Below are 14,740 nucleotides of genomic sequence, written 5' to 3' on the forward strand. Positions count from 1 at the left end.
CGGCGCGGTATAAAGCCATCCCGGCGACGAATCCCGCAGGAATCCACTGCCAGCATGAAACTACTGATAGTCGAAGACGAACCCAAGACCGGCCAGTTCCTCCGCCAGGGCATGAACGAAGCAGGCCTATTGGCAGACCTGGCCACCGATGGCCTGGCGGGCCGGGATCTGGCCCTGACCGGCAACTATGACCTGATCATCCTGGACGTGATGCTTCCTGGCCTCGACGGCTGGCAGGTGCTGCGTAGCCTGCGCCAGGCAGGCCTGCAGGTTCCGGTGCTGTTCCTCACCGCGCGGGACGCCGTGGCAGAGCGCGTCCATGGCCTGGAGCTGGGCGCCGACGACTACCTGGTGAAACCCTTCGCCTTCGCCGAGCTACTCGCCCGTGTCCGCACCCTCCTGCGCCGCGGCGCAACCACCCCGCCGGATACCAGTCTGACGCTGGCCGACCTGCACCTGGACCTGCTGAGCCGGAAAGTCGAGCGCGGCGGCCAACGCATCGACCTCACCACCAAGGAGTTCGCCCTGCTGGAGTTCCTCCTCCGGCACCAGGGCGAAGTCCTGCCCAAGTCGCTGATCGCGGCCCAGGTCTGGGACATGCACTTCGACAGCGAAACCAACGTCATTGAAGTCGCCGTCCGCCGCCTGCGGGCCAAGCTGGACGACGACTTCCCCACCAAGCTGATCCATACCGTGCGCGGCATGGGCTATGTGCTGGAGGCGCGGGAAGGCTGATGCGTGGACTGTCCCTCACGGCCCGCCTGGGCTTGCTGTTCGCCGCCTGCACGGCCACCGTCTCGCTGATCGCCGGCGTCCTGTTCAACCGCGCCAGCGAGGCGCACTTCATCGAGCTCGACCGACAACTGCTGGAAATTCGCCTGGAGGCCTTCCGCGCCCAGGTTCGCGATGTGCAGGGCCCTGCCGATCTGGCGCCGCGCCTGGAAGCCCTGCAGAGCGAACTGGGCCTGCACCCGGACCTCGCCCTGCGCCTGGAAGGCCCTGACGGCGCGTACTGGTTCAACAGCGCCGAAGGCCTGAAGGCGCCAGCCCGCGACGGGCTCCATGACGGGCAGCAGGATGGCACCGCCTACCGGGTCTACAGCGCGCCACTGCGGGCCGGCGACCCGGCCTCGCCGCGCCTCTCCCTGGCGCTGGACATCACCCACCACCAGCACTTCCTCGATCGCATGCAGCGGCTGATCTGGCTTACGGTCGGGCTTTCCGCCCTGGCCACCGCCCTGCTCGGTGCCTGGGCAGCACGAAGTGGCCTGCGTCCCCTGCACCGTATGGCCGAGGTGGCTGCCGGGGTATCCGCCAGCTCCCTGACCACCCGCCTGGACGACCGCCAGGTGCCCCAGGAGCTGGTGGAGCTGGTACGCGCCTTCAATGCCATGCTGGCCAGGCTGGACGACGCCTTCCAGCGACTCTCGGCCTTCTCCGCCGACATCGCCCATGAGCTGCGCACACCGCTGTCCAACCTGCTGACGCAGACCCAGGTGATCCTCAGCCAGCAACGCGCGACGGACGAGTACCGCGAAGCCCTGCACTCCAACCTGGAAGAGCTCCAGCGCCTGGCGCAGATGGTGAGTGACATGCTGTTCCTGGCCAAGGCCGAGCACGGCCTGCTGGCGACCCGTCGCGAGCCGCTGGAACTGGCCGGCGAGCTGGATGCCCTGCTGGACTACTTCAGCCCCCTCGCCGAAGACCGCCAGGTGACCATGCGTCGCAGCGGCGAGGCCCGCTTCAGCGCCGACCGGAGCATGCTGCGCCGCGCCCTCTCCAACCTGCTGGACAACGCCCTGCGCTTCACCCCCGCCGGTGGCCGCATCGAACTGGAACTGGTCAGTGATGAGCGCGGCCTGCGCTTGACCGTGGCCAACAGCGGTCCCGACATCCCCGCCGACCTGCTACCCCGGTTGTTCGACCGATTCTTTCGTGCCGACCCCGCCCGACGCGAGGGGCGTGAGCACGCCGGCCTGGGCCTGGCCATCACCCGCTCCATCGTTCGCGCCCACGGCGGCGACATCCGCTGTGAGTCCACCGGAGGCTGGACACGCTTCATCCTCGACTTCCCGACGACCTGAAACGCGCGGCCCAGAAACGCAAAAGGCGCACCAAAAGGTGCGCCTTTCTCCACTATGGGCCGATCAGCCCTGGGCCGTGGACCAGTCGATCAAACCGAACTGCCAGGTCGCCAGGATCAACAGGCCGAAACCGATGCGATACCAGGCAAACGCCGCGTAACTGTGGCTGCCGATGAATTTCAGCAGGCTGCGCACGGCGATCATGGCGAACACGAAGGACACCACCGAGCCCAGGGCGAATACCGGCAGGTCGCCGGGCTGGAACAGGTCGCGGTACTTGTAGCCCGAGTACACCGCCGCACCGACCATGGTGGGCATGGCGAGGAAGAAGGAGAACTCGGTGGCCGCCTTGCGCGACAGTCCGAACAGCAGGCCGCCGATGATGGTGGCGCCGGAGCGCGAGGTGCCCGGCACCAGCGCCAGGCACTGGGCGCAACCGACCTTGAGGGCGTGCTTCCAGCTCATGTCGTCGACGGATTCGGCCTGCACCTCATGCTGACGCCCTTCCGCCCACAGGATGATCACACCCCCGACCACCAGGGCCGACGCAACGGTGATGGGGTTGAACAGGTAGTGATGGATCATGTCGGCGAAGGCCACGCCAAGAATCACCGCCGGGAAGAAGGCGATCAGCAGGTTGATCGTGAAACGCTGGGCGCCGCGCTGGGTGGGCAGCCCCACCACCACGTCGAGGATCTTGTGGCGATATTCCCAGACCACCGCGAGGATGGCCGCCAGCTGGATGATGATGTTGAACGCGATGGCGCGCTCGCCCGCGAAGCCCAGCAGGTCGGCAACCACGATCTGGTGGCCGGTGCTGGAGATCGGCAGGAACTCCGTCAGTCCCTCGACAATCCCCAGAAGCATGGCCTGCATGGCCGTCCACAAATCCATCGAAACTTTCCCCCGAGGCGCACGCTTGCGGCGGCCTTTACGTACGAATATTCAGGAAGCTGGCAGGCTGCGAGTGCCGGACGGCGATGAGAGCAGAACGCCAGCGAACGGGTTCCGGGACGAATGCACTTCAAGCTTTGTCCCGAAAGGCCGAAATGCTAACAGAGAGCCATTTGGAATTCCCAGCTAAAGGCTGATTGCCAAAAGGCCAGCGAGCCTGTTCTGCTTCAAGCTCGCAACCCAAAACAAGAATCAGGAGCTCCACCCCATGCACAGCTTGCGCAACCTGCCGATCAGCCGTCGTCTCTGGCTGATCCTCATCGTCGCGGTATTCATGCTGGTCAGTCTCGGCGTACTGATGCTGCAGCAGCTTTACAGCGACCTCTATCAGGGCAAGGAACAGAAGACCCGGCAGGTGGTCGAGACCGCGGCCGGTGTGCTGGAGTATTTCCAGGCCCAGGAAGCCGCCGGCACCCTGCCCCGCGAAGAGGCGCAGAAGCAGGCGATGCAGGCCATCCGCGCGCTGCGTTATGACAAGGGCGACTACTTCTGGATCAACGACCTGACGCCGCGCATGGTCATGCACCCGACCAACGCCAAGCTGGAGGGCCAGGACCTCTCCGGCTACAAGGACCCGGACGGTAAGGCCCTGTTCAACGAGATGGCGCGGGTGGCCAGGGCCGAAGGCGCCGGCTTCGTCGACTACCGCTGGCCCAAGCCGGGTGCCAGTGACCCTGTGCCCAAGGTGTCCTACGTGCAACTGTTCTCCCCCTGGGGCTGGGTGATCGGCTCCGGCATCTACATCGACGACATGCAGGCCGAGTTCCGCGAGCAGGCCCTGCGCGCCTCGGCGGTGGGGCTGGCGATTGCCGTGATCATGGCCCTGCTGGTGATCCTCATCGCGCGCAGCATCACCCGCCCGCTGGACGAGGTGGTCGCCGCCATGGCCCGCATCGCCAGCGGCGAGGGTGACCTCACCGGCAACCTGGATACCCATGGCCGCGACGAGATCACCGCCATGGCCGGCCACTTCAATGCCTTCACCGGCAAGCTGCGCGGGGTTATCCGCCAATCCCTGGAGGCTGCCAGCGCCCTTGGTCAGGCCGCCGGCAGCCTGGACAGCATCGCCAGCCAGGGACTGCGCCAGAGCGAGCAGCAGTCCCTGCAGATGGAGCAGGTGGCCACCGCCATCAACGAGGTCACCTATGGCGTGCAGGACGTGGCCAAGAACGCCGAGCACGCGGCCAGCGAAGTACGCCACGCGGAAGAGCAGGCACGCCAGGGCCACGACAACATCGACAGCAGCCTGCGGCAGATCGACCAGTTGTCCAGCACCATCACCAAGGCGGTGGACGTCATCCAGACGCTGGCCCAGGAGAGCGCCCAGATCGGTAGCGTGCTGGAGGTGATCCGCTCCATTGCCGAGCAGACCAACCTGCTGGCGCTCAACGCCGCCATCGAAGCCGCCCGTGCCGGCGAGCAAGGACGCGGCTTTGCGGTGGTGGCAGACGAAGTTCGCCTGCTGGCCCAGCGCACGCAGAAATCCACCGCGGAAATCCAGACCATGATCGAGCGCCTGCAACAGAACTCCGAGGCGGCAGTGCAGGTGATAGACGAAAGCAACCGGGCGTCCCGCGCCACGGTGGAGCAGGCCAGCCAAGCCGGCGAAAGCCTCGCGCAGATCGCCCAGTCGCTGCGCAACCTGACCGGCCTCAACGCCTCCATCGCCAGTGCCACGCTGCAGCAGTCCCACGTAGTCGAAGACATCAACCAGAACGTCACCCAGGCCGCGGGCCTCGCCCACAACAGTGCCAGCGCCGCCGAACAGACCACCGGCGCGAGCCAGCACCTGGGGCAACTGGCCGAACAGCTGAACCGCCTGCTGGGCCAGTTCAGGGTGTAGTCGCACCCAGCCGAGAACGAAGCGAGCCGCTACAATCGGCGGCTTTCTTCCCTGGAGTCGGCAAGGTGTCCCCTCTCGAACTCATCGCCGCCAGCCTGGGCGTGCTGGCCGTCTGGCTCACCGTCAGGCAGCACACCTGGTGCTGGCCGATTGGCCTGGCCATGGTGCTGATGTACAGCTGGATCTTCTTCGAAGCGAAGCTCTACTCCGACATGCTGCTGCAGTGGGTCTACGCCGTCCTGCAGCTTTACGGCTGGTGGCAATGGACCCGCGGCGGCGAGCGGCACGACGGCCGCCAGGTCAGCCGGCTGACCGCGCAGCCGGTGGGCCTGGGCTTGCTCGCCGGCGCCATCGGTAGCCTGGCCCTGGGTTACGGCATGGCAACCTGGACCGACGCCTCGGCACCCTGGTGGGATGCCGCGCTGACCGCCTTCAGCCTCGTGGCGCAGCTCTGGATGGCGCACAAGCGCCTGGAATGCTGGCTGCTCTGGATCGTGCTGGATGTGCTCTTCGTGGTGCTGTTTGTCGACAAGGGGCTCTACCTGACCGCCTCGCTCTACGCCCTGTTCACCCTCCTCGCCGTGCAGGGCTGGCGCACCTGGCGACGTGATCTGGAACCGGTGGCGGCATGAAAGTACTGGTGCTGACGGGGCCCGAATCCAGCGGCAAGAGCCGGTTGGCGGCGGCGATCCAGGCACAGTTCGGCGGGGTGCTGGTGGGCGAGTACGTGCGTCATTTCATCGACCGCGAGCAGCGCACCCCCTGTTATGCCGACATTCCGACAATCGCCCGTGGCCAGCTCGAATGGGAAGATGGCGCGCGAGCCCGTTCGCCCGCCCTGCTGATTCTCGATACCCATCTGCTGAGCAATATCCTCTGGAGCCGCACGCTGTTCGGCGACTGCCCCACCTGGCTGGAAGCCGAGCTGCTCGCGCGTCGCTACGACCGGCATCTGCTGCTGAGCCCGGAGCAGGTCGACTGGGTGGACGACGGCCAGCGCTGCCAGCCGGAACTGGCCGAGCGCCAGGTGTTCTTCGAGGCTTGCCGCACCTGGCTCGCGCATCACGGCCAGGACCATGAGGTGATCGAAGGCGATTGGGAAACGCGCCGCCTGAAGGTGCTACGGCGGGTCGCGGAGTGGCTGGATTGATCGCCGCCCAGCATCGACACCCCGGCGTCGCGCGCCCGGCACCGTCCCGCGATCAGCTCACCGGCAGCTCGATGCGTACCCGCAGGCCACCCAGCGGGCTTTCCTCCAGGCTCAGGCGGCCGCTCCAGGATTCGACGATGTCACGCACGATGCCAAGCCCCAGGCCGTGCCCCGTGACCTGTTCGTCCAACCGCGAACCGCGGCTGATGACGTCCTCTCGCCTGTCTGCGGCGATACCCGGTCCGTCGTCGTCCACCACCAGGCTGTAGCCGCGCGCCTCGCCGCGGATGGTCAGGCTGACCTGGGTCTCCGCCCATTTGCAGGCGTTGTCCAGAAGGTTGCCGAGCAGCTCCAGCAGGTCCTCCCGGTCCCAGGGCAGGCGCAGGCCCGCCGGGGCATCCCAGTCCAGGTCCAGGCCCCGGTCATGGATCATCGCCAGGGTCGAGAACAGGCCGGGCAGCTCTTCGTCACAATCGAAATGCGCCCCCGGCAGCGCCTCGCCAGCCAGCCGTGCGCGCCCCAGTTCCCGCCCCAGGCGCTGCTCGATCTGCAGCAGTTGTTCGCACAGCGTCGCGCGCAGCTCCGGGTAGTTCCGCAGTTCGTCGCGGTCAGCCAGGCTGACCAGCACCGCCAGGGGCGTCTTCAGCGCATGGCCCAGGTTGCCCAGGGCATTGCGGGAGCGCTTGAGGGTGTCCTCGGTATGGCTGAGCAGGTGGTTCACCTGTGCGACCAGGGGTTCCAGCTCCTCAGGCACCTGAGGGTCCAGGTCGCTGCGCTGACCTTGCTGCAATTGGGCGATCTGCTGGCGCACGTCTTCCAGCGGGCGCAATGCGCGGCGCACGGTGATGCGCTGCAGGGCAAGGATCAGCAACAGCGCCGCCGCACCCAGCGCAAAGCCCGTCCACTGCACGCGCCGGAAGCTTTCCAGGACAGGTGTGTAGTCCTGCGCGACAGCAATCCGCACTTGGCGGCCAAAGCGCCGGTAATCGCCGCGCCAGGCCAGCAGCCGCTGCTCAGCGGGCCCGGGCAACAGGCCCTCGACCAGCCCCTTCTGCTGCGGCATGGCCAGTTCGGCGTCCCAGAGGGAGCGGGAACGCCAGGGCTCGCCGTCCAGTTCGACGATGAAGTAGCGGCCCGAGTAGGGCTGCTGATGGGCAGGGTTGAGGCGTTTCTCGTCCAGCTGGATACCGCTGGGGCCGCGCACCAGGGCGCCCAGCAGCAACTCGGCCTCGCCGCGCAACCCCTCGGCCAGGAAGCGCCGCAGGCCCAGGTCGAACAGCCACAGACTGGTCTGCGCCAGGGCCAGCCCCACCAGCAGCAGCACGCCGACCAGCCCGAGGCTGAGCCGGCGCTGGATCGACCTCATCGCCCCTCACCGGTGAAGCGATAACCCTGGCCGCGACGGGTTTCGATCACCTCGCGGCCGAGCTTGCGCCGCAGGTGATTGACGTGCACCTCGATCACGTTGGAATCCCGCTCGGTCTCGCCGTCGTAGAGATGCTCGGCCAAGTGGCTCTTCGACAGGAGCTGCCCGGGATGCAGCATGAAGTAACGCAGCAAGCGGAACTCCGCGGCGGTCAGCTGCACCTCCATGCCATTGCGGCTGACGCATTGGCGACCTTCGTCCAACTGCAGGCCCGCCGCCTCCAGCCGGGGTTGGTTGGCAAGCCCGTGGGCACGGCGCAGCAGTGCCTGGATGCGCAAGGCCAGCTCTTCGGGATGGAAGGGTTTGGTCAGGTAGTCGTCGGCGCCGGCCTTGAGGCCATCGATCCGCTCGGCCCAGGAGCCACGCGCGGTGAGGATCAACACCGGCGTCGCCAGGCCACCGGCGCGCCACTGCTGCAACACTTCGAGGCCCGGCTTACCGGGCAGGCCGAGGTCGAGGATGATCAGGTCATAGGGTTCGCTGGCCCCCTGGTGCAGGGCGTCCCGGCCATCGGCCAGCCAGTCGACTGCGTAGCCTTGGCGGCCCAGGCTGTTGATCAGCTCATCGGCCAGGGGTACATGATCCTCTACCAGCAACAGACGCATCAGTCGTCTTCCTCGTCCTTCAGGATTCGCCCGTCGCGGGCATCCAGCTCCAGCTCGCGTACCGTCCCATCGGCGGTGACCAGTTCCACTTCGTAAATGTAGATGTCGTCCTCCTCTTCCAGCTCGGCCTCCAGCAGACGCGCCCCGGGGTAAAGCCCCAGGGCGCTGCGCAGCAACTGGTCGAGGGGCAGGATGACCCCCGCCGCACGAAGCTCGAGGGCCTCATCCTGATCCAGGTCCCTGGCCGCTGCCTCAAGGGCGAAGACGGCCAGGATCAGGGCGATGATCCCGCTGTAGCGAAGGATCCAGCCCATCAGTCGTCCTGGTGATCCTTGAGGATCTGGCCGCTGGTGGCGTCGAGTTCGAGGTCCCACTGCACACCTTGGGCGTCACGCAGTTCGACTTGGTAGATGTAACGGCCGTACTCCTCTTCCAGTTCGGTCTCGTTGATGGTGCCGCCGGGGTGCCTGGCCAGCGCTGCGGCATTGAGCTTCTCGAACGACTGGATGGTGCCAGCGTCGCGCAGCCTCAGGGCTTCGTCCGGCCCGAGGTCACGAGCTTGGGCAATACCGGCGGCGGTGAGCGTGGCAACGGCGAACAGGGCAGCGAGTTTCTTCATGGGTCGTCTCCTTGGGAGCTTGTGTCTTTCGATGGGCGCAAGATACCTGGGGCGACTTAATTGAAGCTGAATTCGGCTCAAGGCTTGGACACATCATTCAGGTGCTGAAGCGACTTGGTTCCGGCAAGGGCGCCACTATAATCGCTGCCTTGCTGCAAGGAGCCAAACATGAGCGCCATCCAGATCAAATTCCCCGCCCTCACCGTCCGCGCCGGCCGCCGCGCCCTGACGCGCATTCGCGAGCAGGGCCTGCAGCCGGCCGACGTCGGCATCCTGCCAGGCGCTGCGGGCGGCCCCAAGGCTCTGGGCATCCAGGGGCTGGACCTGGCGCTGTTCGGCGATTGGCTGCCACGCGCCCCGCGGGAACGCGCGCTGATCGGCGCCTCCATCGGCTCCTGGCGCTTCGCCAGCGCCTGCCTGCCAGACCCGGCGGAAAGCATCCGCCGCCTGGGTGACCTGTACACCCGCCAGCGCTTTCCCAAGGGCGTGAGCATGGCCGAGGTGAGCCGGCTCTGCGGCCTGATGCTGGACGATCTGCTCCAGGGCCGCGATGCCCAGGTTCTGGCCAACCCCCATTACCGGCTGAACGTCGTGGTGGTGAAGAGCCACGGCCTGCTCGCCCACGATCAGCGCGGCGCCCTGGGTCTGGGGCTGTCGTCGGTGATCGGCAGCAACCTGCTGGGCCGGCCACGCCTGGCCCGGCACTTCGAACGGATCATTCTCCACGACGCCCGCCAGGTCCCGCCGCTGGCTCCGCTGTCCGATTTCCCCTCCCGCTTCCACACGCTGGACCAAAGCAACCTGCGTCATGCCTTGCTCGCGTCGGGTTCGATTCCCCTGGTGATGGAAGGCGTGCGCGACATCCCCGGTGCCGGCCCGGGGACCTACCGTGACGGCGGCCTGCTCGACTATCACCTGGACCTGCCCTACCACCCCGGTGGCGTTGTGCTCTACCCGCACTTCACCGACAAGGTGGTGCCCGGCTGGTTCGACAAGGGCCTGCCCTGGCGCAAGGGCGATGCCGAGCGGCTGCAGGATGTGCTGCTGATTTCCCCGTCGAGCGATTACCTGGCCACCCTGCCCCATGGCAAGCTGCCCGACCGCAAGGACTTCAAGCGCTACCTCGGCGACGATGCCGGGCGCGAGCGCTACTGGCGCAAGGCCATGGCCGAGAGCCAGCGCCTGGGTGACGAATTTCTCGAACTGGTGGACACCGGCAAACTGAGCGAACGCCTGCAGAGCCTCTGATCGGGGCACGGCGAACGAAGGGAATACAGGGATGAAGCTGGCGGTCGCCATCATTCACGGCATCGGTAATCAGCCGGACTCGCAGGACGCGGACGGGCAGCACGCCTTCGCCCAGGGCCTGATCCGCGGGCTGCGCAAGCGCCTCGGCCAGGAAGGAGACGCTGTCGCTTTCCAGTCGCTCTATTGGGCCAATGTGCTGGACAAGCGCGAACTGGCCTATCTGGAAAAGCTTGAGCAGGAACCGGTGCGTTGGCGCTGGATGCGCCGCCTGGTCACCCTCTTCCTGGGCGATGCCAGCGGCTACCGCAAGGTCAGCCAGGCCTACGACGCCACATACGAACAGGTGCACCAGAGCGTTCGCAACGGCCTCAACGCCCTGCGCGCCAAGGTCGGCCCAACCACCCCACTGGTGGTGCTGGCCCACTCCCTGGGCGGGCATATCATCTCCAACTACGTCTGGGACCAGCAGAAGCTCAACGCCACCCCGAGTTGCCCACGCGACCCGTTCCTGGCGATGGAAACCCTGACCGCCTTGGTGACGTTCGGCTGCAACATCCCGCTATTCACCTTCGCCTACGATCCGGTGCAGCCGATTCGCTTTCCGGGGCACTGCCTGGATGAACGCATGAGCCAGGCCGCGCGCTGGCTGAACGTCTACGCTCCCGCCGACCTGCTGGGCTATCCACTGCGGCCCGTACAGGGCTACGCCTCGGTCGTACATGAAGACCGGCCCATGGCCGTGGGTTCCTGGTTCCGTCGCCATACGCCCCTGAGCCATCTGGAGTACTGGAACGACTCGCGCTTCCAGGACTACCTGGCCCACCACCTTCGCGACCTCTTGCGCGCCTGCGAGGGCGGTGTGGTGGTGCCCGCAGGCCTTCAACCCGGCCTTCCGTCGAGCCTCGGGGTACAGAGCAACACCGCGTAGTGCCGCAGAAACAGCGCAAAAGCCGCGCCCCAGCAGAGAGCCGCGAGCCAGAGCGCCGCCAGCACGCCCTGGCGTTGCAGGGCCTGATTGTCCGCAGCCAACCCACAGACCGCTAGCACGTCCGCCGCTGCCAGCAAGGTCAGCACCACGACCACCGGATAATTGCCGCGCTGGCGTACGCGCCAGAGGCTGCGTCCCAGTAGCCCGGCAACCGCGGGCAGAAAGGCCAGTTCGAGAGGGATGAGCAGAATCAGGGGAACGCCCGCCAACCAGGCCAGGCGCGCGGCTAGCCAGAGCAGGACCAGCCCAGCCAGCGAACGGCCGCGCAGGCCGGGATTGCCGGTCCAGTTCTGCACCGCGGTGAGCAGGAAGCCGGCGATAATGGCACCACCGAAGCCGAACACCATCTCGTGGCGGTGCCAGGCGAGCCAGCCGCCCGCCGGGTGCCAGCTACCGGCATGGCCCCGAAGTGCGGCGAGCCAAATCAGCACAGCCACCAGGGCGAAGGCCGAACCGAAGAGGAAAAAGGGGCGGAAACCCAGGCGCCAGATCGGCCGGATAGCCAGTTCGTGGGCAGCATCAAGCAAGTGCACAGGCCAGCCTCCGCTCTTCCTTGCGCATCTGGTACTGGGCAGTGAGGCGCATGACGTAACCCAGCTTGATCAGGGTTGGCCCGAGGATCGACAGACCATGGGCCCCGACCAGCATCAGCAACCCGAGATGGGCTTCGAGGTAGTAGGCACCGGCTATGCCCAGCAGCAGCTGGATCAGACCGGTCCAGAGAAACAGGTGGGACCATTGCAGCAAACGCTGGGGACATCCAAACAGGCTGGTCATGATGGCACTCTCCTGGGCGGGAAGCCCGGCGCCAGGTTGGCGCCGGGCGGCTGTGATCAGGCCTCCAGAGCGCTGGCCGGCCCAAAGAACTCGTGGTGGGATTGGCTTTCAGGTACGCCGAGCTCGCGCAGATGCTTCTTCACCTGGGCCATGAAACCCTTGGGCCCGAGGAAGTAGGCATCGACATCACGGTCGCTGGGCAGCCATTCGGCCAGGCGCTCACGGGTGAGCAGGCCGGTAGCGTTGGCACTATCGCCCTGCTTCGGCTCGCTGTAGCAGAAGAAGTGCTTGAGGTGTTGCGTGCTCGCGGCAACGCCTTCCACCCAGTCGCGGAAGGCATGCACATCGCCGTTGCGCGCACAGTGGATGAAGTGGATGGAGCGCTCGCCATGGCGGGCCGCTTCCAGCATCGCCAGGGCGGGCGTGATACCGACACCGGCCGTGATCAGCACCAGGGGCTTCTCGCTATGGCGCAGCACGAAGTCACCGGCTGGCGCGAAGAGGTCCAGCAGATCCCCTTCCCGCACCTGGTCGTGCAGGAAGTTGGACACCTTGCCACCCTTTTCACGCTTTACGCTGATGCGGTAGCTGCGGCCATTGGGCGCGGCGGACAGCGAGTAGTTGCGGCGGGCTTCCTCGCCCTCGACGTCCAGGCGCAGACCGATGAACTGGCCAGGCGCAAAGTCCATCACCGCGCCGCCATCGGCGGGCACCATGTAGAAGGACGTGATCTCCTCGCTTTCCCTCACCTTGCGCTCGACGCGGAAGGCACGAGCACCACGCCAGCCCCCGGGCGCTTCGGCGCTGGCGGCGTACACCTCTTCCTCGGCGCCGATCAGCAGGCCGGCCAACAGGTTGTACGCTTCGCCCCATGCGGCGATCACTTCGTCCGTGGCAATCTCTTCACCCAGCACCTCGCGAATGGAACGCAGCAGGCAACTGCCCACTATCGGGTAGTGTTCCGGCAGGATCTGCAGTGCAACGTGCTTGGCCACGATGCGGCTCACCAGCGGGCCCAGCACTTCGAGTTGGTCGATGTGGCGGGCATACATCAGCACGCCGTTGGCAAGGGCGCGCGCCTGGTCGCCGCTGGCCTGGTGGGCCTGGTTGAACAGCGGGCGCACTTCCGGATACTCGGAGAGCATCATCTTGTAGAAGTGAGTGGTCAGGGCTTCGCCACCGGTTTCCAGAAGCGGGACGGTGGACTTGACGATTGCACGAACTTGGCTGGACAGCATGTTGAACTCCGTTATCGGGTTAGGTCTCTACCCTTGATAATCCAGCTTTCATGCCAACTATTTATATCTTAAAAATCAATAACTTATATTGATGAATGTTCTTTTGACTACAATACTCGCCGAGTCATATCGACAGGATGGAGTCATAATGACAACCCACCCCCTGCTGCAGACCCTGATCCCGCTGGTCAGCGATCTGTCCCGCGAACTCCCGGAACGCGAACGCTATCGCCGACTACTGGAAGCCCTGCGCGGCCTGCTGCCCTGCGATGCGACCGCTCTGCTCCGGCTGGATGGCGACCAACTGGTGCCCATGGCCGTGGACGGACTCAGCCAGGACACCCTGGGGCGGCGCTTCAAGGTCTCCGAACACCCTCGTTTGCAGGCCCTGATGGAGAACCGCGGCGTTACCCGATTCGCGGCGGACTGCGGTCTACCGGACCCATACGACGGCCTGGTGGAGAATCACCAGGACCACCTGGAAGTGCACGACTGCATGGGTTGCCCGCTCTACCTGGACGACCGCCCCTGGGGCGTGCTGACCCTGGACGCCATGGACCCGTCGCGTTTCGATGGGCAGGATCTGGAAGTCCTCGAGGGCTTCGCCAGCCTGGCCGCCGCCACGGTGAAAGCCGCCGAGCGCATGGACAGCCTCACCCGCCGCGCCCAGGATGAGCAGCAACTGGCGGAGGTCTATCGCCAGGCGGCCGGCCAGGCCCGGCCACATGAAATGATCGGCCAGAGCGCCGCACACAAGGCCCTGGTACAAGAGATCAAGCTGGTCGGGGGCAGCGACCTCACCGTACTGGTCAGCGGCGAAACGGGCGTCGGCAAGGAACTGGTAGCCCAATCCATCCATGGCAGCTCGCTGCGTTCCCGTCACCCCATGATCAGCCTCAACTGCGCCGCACTACCCGACACCCTGGTGGAGAGCGAGCTGTTCGGTCACGTGCGGGGGGCGTTCTCCGGCGCGGTCAATGATCGCAAGGGCAAGTTCGAACTGGCCGATGGGGGCACCCTGTTCCTCGACGAAGTCGGCGAGCTGCCGCTAGCCATTCAGGCCAAGCTGCTGCGTGTGCTGCAGAGCGGACAGCTGCAACGCGTCGGCTCGGATCGCGAGCACCTTGTGAATGTCCGGGTCATCGCAGCCACCAACCGCGACCTGGCGGAGGAAGTGCGTACCGGCCGCTTCCGTGCCGATCTCTACCACCGTCTCAGTGTCTATCCACTGCGCGTCCCTCCCCTGCGGGAGCGTGGCCGCGATGTGCTGCTATTGACGGGATTCTTCCTCGAAGAGAACCGTGCTCGTCTCGGCTTGCGCAGCCTACGCCTGAGCCAGGACGCCCAGGCCGCGTTGCTTGGCTACAACTGGCCCGGTAATGTCCGGGAGCTGGAACACCTGATCGGACGCGCCGCCCTCAAAGCCCTGGCAGCCTGTGCAGAGCGTCCACGTATCCTCACCCTGACAGCCTTGGATCTAGCCCTACCCGGCAATCAGCCAACGGCCGCCACGAGCCCGGTAGAGGCGCCCGCGGTATCAGCGGCAGGGGACCTGCGCGAAGCCGTGGATCAGTACCAGCGGCAATTGATCACCGCCAGCCTGGAACGTCTGCAGAACAACTGGGCTGCCGCGGCCCGAGAACTGGGCCTGGATCGCGCCAACCTGCTGCGCCTGGCCAAGCGACTGGGCATCAAATGAAACCGGCTTGTCCGGCGGTGTCGGTCTTTTCAGTCAGGTTGCTGGAGAGCTGGTAAAATCGATTCCCTGCTTTGGCCGCAACCCAGGCCGTCATCTCAAGAGCGTTATG

Annotated in this window: 14 protein-coding genes and 3 pseudogenes; 9 read left to right on the top strand and 8 right to left on the bottom strand. The window is 66.1% G+C overall.

Features of this window, described 5'->3' with window-relative positions:
* Positions 1-54 precede the first annotated feature (54 nt).
* Together PJW05_RS16455 and PJW05_RS16460 are read left to right on the top strand one after the other, a co-directional pair.
* Complete coding sequence (locus PJW05_RS16455; RefSeq protein ID WP_271408069.1) at positions 55-735, top strand: heavy metal response regulator transcription factor; 681 nt, start codon at positions 55-57, stop codon at positions 733-735.
* A complete protein-coding gene (locus PJW05_RS16460) occupies positions 735-2,084 on the top strand; it encodes a heavy metal sensor histidine kinase (RefSeq protein WP_271408070.1) in 1,350 nt (449 codons plus the stop codon). The genes PJW05_RS16455 and PJW05_RS16460 overlap by 1 nt, the downstream gene beginning before the upstream one ends.
* Before the next feature lie 63 nt (positions 2,085-2,147).
* On the opposite strand, the gene PJW05_RS16465 is transcribed toward PJW05_RS16460, so the two are convergent.
* Entirely contained in the window at positions 2,148-2,978 is an 831-nt protein-coding gene (locus tag PJW05_RS16465) for an undecaprenyl-diphosphate phosphatase (RefSeq protein WP_271408071.1), read from the bottom strand.
* A 358-nt stretch (positions 2,979-3,336) separates the two neighbouring features.
* Between PJW05_RS16465 and PJW05_RS26830 the strand changes: the two are divergent.
* The 4 genes and pseudogenes from PJW05_RS26830 to PJW05_RS16480 form a co-directional block, all read left to right on the top strand.
* Positions 3,337-3,975 (top strand): annotated as a pseudogene (locus PJW05_RS26830) (cache domain-containing protein); the annotation flags it as partial.
* Positions 3,976-4,290: 315 nt separating this feature from the next.
* A pseudogene (locus tag PJW05_RS26835) lies at positions 4,291-4,881 on the top strand (methyl-accepting chemotaxis protein); the annotation flags it as partial.
* A 65-nt stretch (positions 4,882-4,946) separates the two neighbouring features.
* A complete protein-coding gene (pnuC, locus tag PJW05_RS16475; RefSeq protein ID WP_271408073.1) occupies positions 4,947-5,513 on the top strand; it encodes a nicotinamide riboside transporter PnuC in 567 nt (188 codons plus the stop codon).
* Positions 5,510-6,031: an AAA family ATPase gene (locus PJW05_RS16480; RefSeq protein ID WP_271408074.1), complete on the top strand. Its 522-nt coding sequence runs from the start codon at positions 5,510-5,512 to the stop codon at positions 6,029-6,031. The genes pnuC and PJW05_RS16480 overlap by 4 nt, the downstream gene beginning before the upstream one ends.
* A 52-nt stretch (positions 6,032-6,083) precedes the next feature.
* Here PJW05_RS16480 and PJW05_RS16485 read toward each other — a convergent pair whose 3' ends face one another.
* From PJW05_RS16485 to PJW05_RS16500, 4 genes are read right to left on the bottom strand one after another with little or no spacing between them, the layout of a single operon-like run.
* On the bottom strand, positions 6,084-7,397 hold the full coding sequence (locus PJW05_RS16485) for a sensor histidine kinase (protein WP_271408075.1): 1,314 nt from the start codon (positions 7,395-7,397) through the stop codon (positions 6,084-6,086).
* Entirely contained in the window at positions 7,394-8,062 is a 669-nt protein-coding gene (locus PJW05_RS16490; RefSeq protein WP_271408076.1) for a response regulator transcription factor, read from the bottom strand. The genes PJW05_RS16485 and PJW05_RS16490 overlap by 4 nt, the downstream gene beginning before the upstream one ends.
* A complete protein-coding gene (locus PJW05_RS16495) occupies positions 8,062-8,376 on the bottom strand; it encodes a PepSY domain-containing protein (RefSeq protein WP_271408077.1) in 315 nt (104 codons plus the stop codon). The genes PJW05_RS16490 and PJW05_RS16495 overlap by 1 nt, the downstream gene beginning before the upstream one ends.
* Positions 8,376-8,681, bottom strand: coding sequence for a PepSY domain-containing protein (locus PJW05_RS16500; protein WP_271408078.1), 306 nt, complete (start codon positions 8,679-8,681; stop codon positions 8,376-8,378). Before PJW05_RS16500 ends, PJW05_RS16495 begins: the two co-directional genes overlap by 1 nt.
* Positions 8,682-8,849: 168 nt before the next feature.
* On the opposite strand from PJW05_RS16500, the gene PJW05_RS16505 reads away from it, so the two are divergent.
* Both PJW05_RS16505 and PJW05_RS16510 read left to right on the top strand, forming a co-directional pair.
* Positions 8,850-9,929, top strand: coding sequence for a patatin-like phospholipase family protein (locus tag PJW05_RS16505; RefSeq protein ID WP_271408079.1), 1,080 nt, complete (start codon positions 8,850-8,852; stop codon positions 9,927-9,929).
* Positions 9,930-9,960: 31 nt separating this feature from the next.
* Positions 9,961-10,857: a hypothetical protein gene (locus PJW05_RS16510; protein WP_271408080.1), complete on the top strand. Its 897-nt coding sequence runs from the start codon at positions 9,961-9,963 to the stop codon at positions 10,855-10,857.
* Between the two features lie 35 nt (positions 10,858-10,892).
* Here the strand turns inward: PJW05_RS16510 and PJW05_RS16515 are convergent.
* The 3 genes and pseudogenes from PJW05_RS16515 to hmpA all read right to left on the bottom strand — a co-directional run.
* Positions 10,893-11,450, bottom strand: a pseudogene (locus PJW05_RS16515) (NnrS family protein); the annotation flags it as partial.
* On the bottom strand, positions 11,437-11,694 hold the full coding sequence (locus tag PJW05_RS16520; protein WP_271408081.1) for a transmembrane sensor/regulator PpyR: 258 nt from the start codon (positions 11,692-11,694) through the stop codon (positions 11,437-11,439). The gene PJW05_RS16520 and the pseudogene PJW05_RS16515, both read right to left, overlap by 14 nt.
* A gap of 56 nt (positions 11,695-11,750) precedes the next feature.
* Complete coding sequence (gene hmpA, locus PJW05_RS16525; protein ID WP_271408082.1) at positions 11,751-12,932, bottom strand: NO-inducible flavohemoprotein; 1,182 nt, start codon at positions 12,930-12,932, stop codon at positions 11,751-11,753.
* 148 nt (positions 12,933-13,080) lie between these two features.
* Here hmpA and norR point away from each other — a divergent pair, with 148 nt between their 5' ends.
* Entirely contained in the window at positions 13,081-14,631 is a 1,551-nt protein-coding gene (gene norR / locus PJW05_RS16530) for a nitric oxide reductase transcriptional regulator NorR (RefSeq protein WP_271408083.1), read from the top strand.
* Positions 14,632-14,740: the final 109 nt, after the last annotated feature.

It is taken from the genome of Pseudomonas sp. Q1-7, from assembly GCF_028010285.1.
Lineage (GTDB): Bacteria > Pseudomonadota > Gammaproteobacteria > Pseudomonadales > Pseudomonadaceae > Metapseudomonas.

Coding starts and splice junctions, on each gene's coding strand:
- PJW05_RS16510 (WP_271408080.1), top strand. CDS start 9,961: ATGAAGCTGGCGGTCGCCATCATTCACGGCATCGGTAATCAGCCGGAC.
- PJW05_RS16505 (WP_271408079.1), top strand. CDS start 8,850: ATGAGCGCCATCCAGATCAAATTCCCCGCCCTCACCGTCCGCGCCGGC.
- PJW05_RS16490 (WP_271408076.1), bottom strand. CDS start 8,062: ATGCGTCTGTTGCTGGTAGAGGATCATGTACCCCTGGCCGATGAGCTG.
- PJW05_RS16460 (WP_271408070.1), top strand. CDS start 735: ATGCGTGGACTGTCCCTCACGGCCCGCCTGGGCTTGCTGTTCGCCGCC.
- hmpA (WP_271408082.1), bottom strand. CDS start 12,932: ATGCTGTCCAGCCAAGTTCGTGCAATCGTCAAGTCCACCGTCCCGCTT.
- PJW05_RS16455 (WP_271408069.1), top strand. CDS start 55: ATGAAACTACTGATAGTCGAAGACGAACCCAAGACCGGCCAGTTCCTC.
- PJW05_RS16500 (WP_271408078.1), bottom strand. CDS start 8,681: ATGAAGAAACTCGCTGCCCTGTTCGCCGTTGCCACGCTCACCGCCGCC.
- PJW05_RS16485 (WP_271408075.1), bottom strand. CDS start 7,397: ATGAGGTCGATCCAGCGCCGGCTCAGCCTCGGGCTGGTCGGCGTGCTG.
- PJW05_RS16495 (WP_271408077.1), bottom strand. CDS start 8,376: ATGGGCTGGATCCTTCGCTACAGCGGGATCATCGCCCTGATCCTGGCC.
- PJW05_RS16465 (WP_271408071.1), bottom strand. CDS start 2,978: ATGGATTTGTGGACGGCCATGCAGGCCATGCTTCTGGGGATTGTCGAG.
- PJW05_RS16480 (WP_271408074.1), top strand. CDS start 5,510: ATGAAAGTACTGGTGCTGACGGGGCCCGAATCCAGCGGCAAGAGCCGG.
- norR (WP_271408083.1), top strand. CDS start 13,081: ATGACAACCCACCCCCTGCTGCAGACCCTGATCCCGCTGGTCAGCGAT.
- PJW05_RS16520 (WP_271408081.1), bottom strand. CDS start 11,694: ATGACCAGCCTGTTTGGATGTCCCCAGCGTTTGCTGCAATGGTCCCAC.